Below are 4,943 nucleotides of genomic sequence, written 5' to 3'. Positions count from 1 at the left end.
GTCAGATTTATTTTAATTGATTGTATTAAAAAAAATTTGCCTTTTTTTTTAGGGTTCACACCTTGACTCTGAGCATTCAATCAAGTATAATTAAATAATGGAAATAGTGGCAAAATTAAATTTTAAGTCACCACTCCCATTATTAATAATATACCCCGGAAGTCGAGCAAAGTCAATAGGTAATAGTTCTTTTTTAGGGCGAATTTTTTCAGAAAAAGCGATCGATCGCACTAATTGTAGTTTAGACTTATTGTATCAATCTTTGATTAATACGAAAACCGCAGATTTAAAGCAGATTGACGCAGATTAACGCAGATGAATTTCAAGATAATCTGGGAATCAGTGCAAGAAGTCTTTTAGCTACCATCGGCGGCAAGAAATGCAGTGGCGCTCGACTAGGAAAAACGACCATAAATTACAGAAAATTTGTACAATCAGAGGTGAGACGAGCAATTGCATTCATTTACTTTCCTCTCCCAAAAGGCATCTGCGTTAATCCGTGTTAATCTGCCTGATATCTGCGGTTTCGGGATCGAGCAAAGGTTTATCCAATAAGTCGTCTTGTAGTTGTAAGTTTAAACAGAAACGACCAGCTTTAGCTAAAGCTGGTCTGCAAAATAGTTAAATCCGTTGTGTTTTTTTCCCACAGTGTTTTTCTCACAGTGAGGAAACCCAAGTTGCACGTTTCTTTGCAGCGGGTTACAAGAGCAATATCATCCCTCTTCAGCGGTATTTTAGCAAGAAAATTTATTTTTTGCAAGAAAACGTTACATTGGAGACAGATTTTTTATGTTTGATCGTTCGGACTTGAGTTCTCTGTTATTGGATGCGGACTGAAGTCCTGACTACGAACCTGTCCTCTGTGATTGGATGCGGACTCTCCGTCCTCACTACGCACCTGCTGGGGCTTGCTGCGGCCGACCCCAGACAATTCGCTCTTGCTTGTACACAACCATACCAGGCTTCGCACCTTTCGGCTTGTAGACATATTTCGGTTCGGTATAAACCACCGGAACTTGTTCGCTGTGGCGGGCGCGACTGTAGTATGCAGTCATGTCTGCCGCAAATTGCAAATCGGTTTCTTCAGCAACTGTACCGGGTGTGAGGCGCAGCAAGGCGTGACTTCCGGGAATTTCTAGGGTGTGAAACCACAAATCGTAGTCGTTGGCGGTGCGAAAGGTGAGTTGGTCGTTTTGGCGGTTGTTGCGCCCGATTAAGAGTTCAAAGCCGCTGGGGGTTTGGTAGCGGTGAAATTCGATCGCAGCATTTTTGTCACTACCGCGGTAATCTGATACAACTAGATATTTTTGCTGGATCAGTTCTTCGCGGATTTCGGCGAGGGTTTGCAAATCTTGGGTGTTGCGGTACGTTTCCAATACCGAAAGTGCGGCTTCGACTTGTTCTAAATAGTCGATTTCTTCTTGTACGGCGGCTAATAAAGGTTCTACTGCAATCCGAGCTCTTTTAAGTTTTTGATGTTTTTTGTACAGGGCTTGAGCGTTTTGAACGGCGTTTTTTTCTGGGTTTAGCGCAATGATAACTGGTTTTTCTGTTTCAAAGTCTGGGAGAGAAATTGATTTCATTCCCGGTTCCCAATGATGCAAGTTTGCCATTAACAAGTCGGCTTGGGATTTGTGAGTATCTGCATCTGCCGATTGCTGCAAGCGTTCTTTAAATGTGTTGGCTTTGAGGCGCAGTTTGGCTAGGACGTTGTTGAGTTTTTGGGTAAGCTGATGTCGCAGTTGCGCGAATACTTGTTGGTTGATTTCGCCTGTATAGTAGCTGTTGAGTAATTGTTGGACGGAAGAGAAGGAAGAAGGAAGTTCGGCAGCGGATTCTGTAACGGATGTAACGGATGTAACGGATTTCATTCCGAGGGAAGTCGGAAGAGGGGAGTTAGATTCTTTTGCAGATTCAGCTTCTTTAGAGAAGGAAGAAGGAAGAGGGGAATTAGATTTGTTTTCGGGATTTGTTTCTTTTTCGTTTGGTTTTGGCCAGTCGATGACGCTGTAGCCTTCGGGGGTAAAACTCGGTTGAAATTTGGAGTTTTCTAGGCATTGCAACCAGTACAGCCAGCGCTGAAATAGTTGCTCCCATTGGTGGGGATTTAGGCTGTCGGTGGATTGTTCGGGGTCGAGATTTGCCGATCGAATCATGGACAAAACTAAGACCTTACTCAACCCTCGGTAATTCTTCAACAGATTGGTCTTTAATTGCCCGGGAACCAGGCTAATTCGTTCTTTCCAGCGATCGAGAGATTCGATCGCGCTGGGCACTGCATCGGTCAAAGACGGGGGCAATTCGTAGGGTTGCCCGGTTTGGATGGGACGCACGCTGGACTGTTTGGCGCTGACTTGGTGGGCGCAGGTGACAACGAGATTATCTTCGGCGGTGAGGATGACGTTGCTGTACTTACCCATGATTTCGGCGTAGAGATGCCAGAGGGCTGGTTCGCCCGGACGTTTGGCGAATTGCAAGTCGATGACTCTTTCCCAAGGGGACACGGGGGCGATGGAAACTAAGGCTAAACCGCTGAGTTGGTGCCGCAGTTGTTCGCTGAAGGTGAAGGTGTCGGGAATTCGAGGCGGGGAGTCGCCGACGCAGATGCGGGCGGCTGTTGGATGGGATGAAATGTCTATCCAGCCGCGCCCTTTCATGGTGCGCAGGGCCAGGGACACGGTGAATCGATCGCGCTGGTAGACTTGTTCTAAGCGCGCTGGCAGCCATTGGGCTCGCAGTTCGCTGCAAGTGGCGTTTAAAGTTGTAAAGTCTACGGGTTGCACGGTGGCCTCTTTGCGATCGATCGAGCTGTGTGTAATTCTATGCTGACAGATGTTGGTCGTATTTGACCGATATTATCAAAGTTTTGTGCCAATTTTTGATAATCCGCCGATCGCCAATCCGGACACAAGAATGTGCGATCGCATTTTAGCAAATACAGGACACAACCATTAGGTTCGATCGTTCCGAATGCGAGTCCTCTCTGATTTGGATGCGGACTCGCATTCGGAAGGATCGAACCTATTTTTATTTGCAATATTTCATGCCATAAGTCTAAGATTTTAGACCGAGATCCCGCAGCATTTCTAAATGTTTGTGCAGGGGTGCGATCGTATTGGCTGCGATCGCCCCGCTAGCAGCAACAGCGGGCAAACCAATGCCCGGAAACGTGGAATCTCCGCAGCAAAACAGACCCGCCAAAGGGGTTCCCGGCCCGGGAAACAAGCCTGTACCCGCCCGAATTCCCGGCCCGTAGGAGCCCCGATTTCTCCGCAAAAACCGTTCGTGGGTTAGCGGTGTTCCAACTAACGTGACTTCGCAGCGCGATCGAATATCGGGGATAATTCTTTCTAACGCTTGCCACATTACCTCGGCGCGCGCCTGCTTTTGCTGTTTGTATTCGGCGCTGGTGCGATCGAGCTTTTGCCACAAATCGTAGGGCTCGTTACCGGGCGTGTAGGCATGAATGACGTGTTTCCCATCCGGCGCGAGGTGGGGGTCGAGCAGGGAGGGAATCGAGACCAGGACGACGTTCTGAGGCGCAGAAACTCCCATTTCCCAGTCCTTGACGAAGATGTAGTGACAGGCTAAGTCCGATCGCACTCCCGCAGCATCAATTCCCAGATGTAAGTGCATAAAACTATCGCATTCGGGAGTCGCCTGTCGCTGTTGGCGAAAGCGTTTGGGGATAGAGTTTTCCGGCAAAAGTTTCAGCGTATCCCAAACCGAGGCGTTGGAAACGACGGCTTTGCGCGATCGAATAATTTTGCCCGATCGCAGTCGCACACCGGCCGCCCGGTTGTTTTCCACCAAAACCTCTGCAACGTGAGAATTTAGCAGCAACTGCCCTCCGTGGCGCTCTAAACCGCGTACCAGGGCATCGACAAGGGCTGCACTACCGCCGATCGGATAGTCCAAAACTGCATTGGGGCGATACCAGTCGGCGAACATGAAAGCTACCTCTGCTGCGATCGTGCCGTCGGCTGGAAGTCCAGACAGCAGGAAACACAACAGGTTCAGCCAATTTTTCACAAACGGATCTTTGACATTTGCTTCCATAATTCGGCTGAAAGGGCCTGCAAGGGCGATCGCATCGCCAGCACTTTGCAGGAAAGTCGGTGCAAATTGGCCCAGTGCGATCGCAGCGCCCCAATCGAAGCGCAAAGCCAGTGATGGTAAGGCTGTGGCAGCTTTGGCGTAGGGTTCCATAACGCGCTGGAGTTTTTGCCATTCGGCTGCTGCTTCGCTTCCGCGCAGTTTTAACAGCACTTCACCAAATTGACTCGCGCCTACGGAGGTGTCAAAATCGCCTTCAGGCAAACAGCAACCCCAAGTATCGTAAGTGATGCAGGGAAGTTTTTCGCCGATCGCATCGAGAACTTGTCGCAGCGGATTTGCAGAGGGGCTGTAGGACAATCCTGAGTACAAAGACGGCCCGGAATCGAAGGTAAATCCGTCCCGTTGGAACCCGTGTGCTGCCCCGCCCGCGATCGAATGACTTTCGCAGACAATCACATCAAAGCCATATCTGGCAAGCATTGCACCGCAAGTCAACCCACCGATACCGCTACCGATGATGATGATTTCTGTGTCCGTGGGGGCGATCGTCACCATGTTTTTCTCCGCTACTATAAAATTGGGGTTAGAGCCTCCCCCTTAAGCGGGGAACTTTCTCCATATTTTTAGAGGAAGTCAGGTATTCCTATGATAAATAGGTTATCATAGGAACAGGAGGAAAAGAAGATGCTCGTTCTCGAATTCAAGGCTTACGCAAAACCATGTCAGTTTCAGGCGATCGATGAAGCGATTAGAATTTGTCAATTCATTCGCAATAAATCGATTCGCCTCTGGATGGATGGTGGTGCTAAATCATGGTTCGATCTTTCTAAGGAATGAAAATTTAATAACTTCAGCGTCTGCTAAATACTCGGAACCGCACGATA

The 4,943-nt window shown here is 48.6% G+C and carries 3 protein-coding genes; 1 reads left to right on the top strand and 2 read right to left on the bottom strand.

Features of this window, described 5'->3' with window-relative positions; genetic code table 11:
- Positions 1–890 precede the first annotated feature (890 nt).
- Entirely contained in the window at positions 891–2,783 is a 1,893-nt protein-coding gene (locus tag QT974_RS30895; protein ID WP_333472192.1) for an Rqc2 family fibronectin-binding protein, read from the bottom strand.
- A 271-nt stretch (positions 2,784–3,054) separates the two neighbouring features.
- On the bottom strand, positions 3,055–4,614 hold the full coding sequence (locus QT974_RS30890; protein ID WP_333472191.1) for a phytoene desaturase family protein: 1,560 nt from the start codon (positions 4,612–4,614) through the stop codon (positions 3,055–3,057).
- Between the two features lie 129 nt (positions 4,615–4,743).
- On the opposite strand from QT974_RS30890, the gene QT974_RS30885 reads away from it, so the two are divergent.
- Positions 4,744–4,896, top strand: coding sequence for a hypothetical protein (locus tag QT974_RS30885; protein WP_333472190.1), 153 nt, complete (start codon positions 4,744–4,746; stop codon positions 4,894–4,896).
- The last annotated feature ends 47 nt before the right edge of the window (positions 4,897–4,943 follow it).

The organism is Microcoleus sp. BM001215392, from assembly GCF_036700185.1.
GTDB lineage: Bacteria > Cyanobacteriota > Cyanobacteriia > Cyanobacteriales > Microcoleaceae > Microcoleus.
This window is presented reverse-complemented; position numbering and strand designations above follow the sequence as displayed.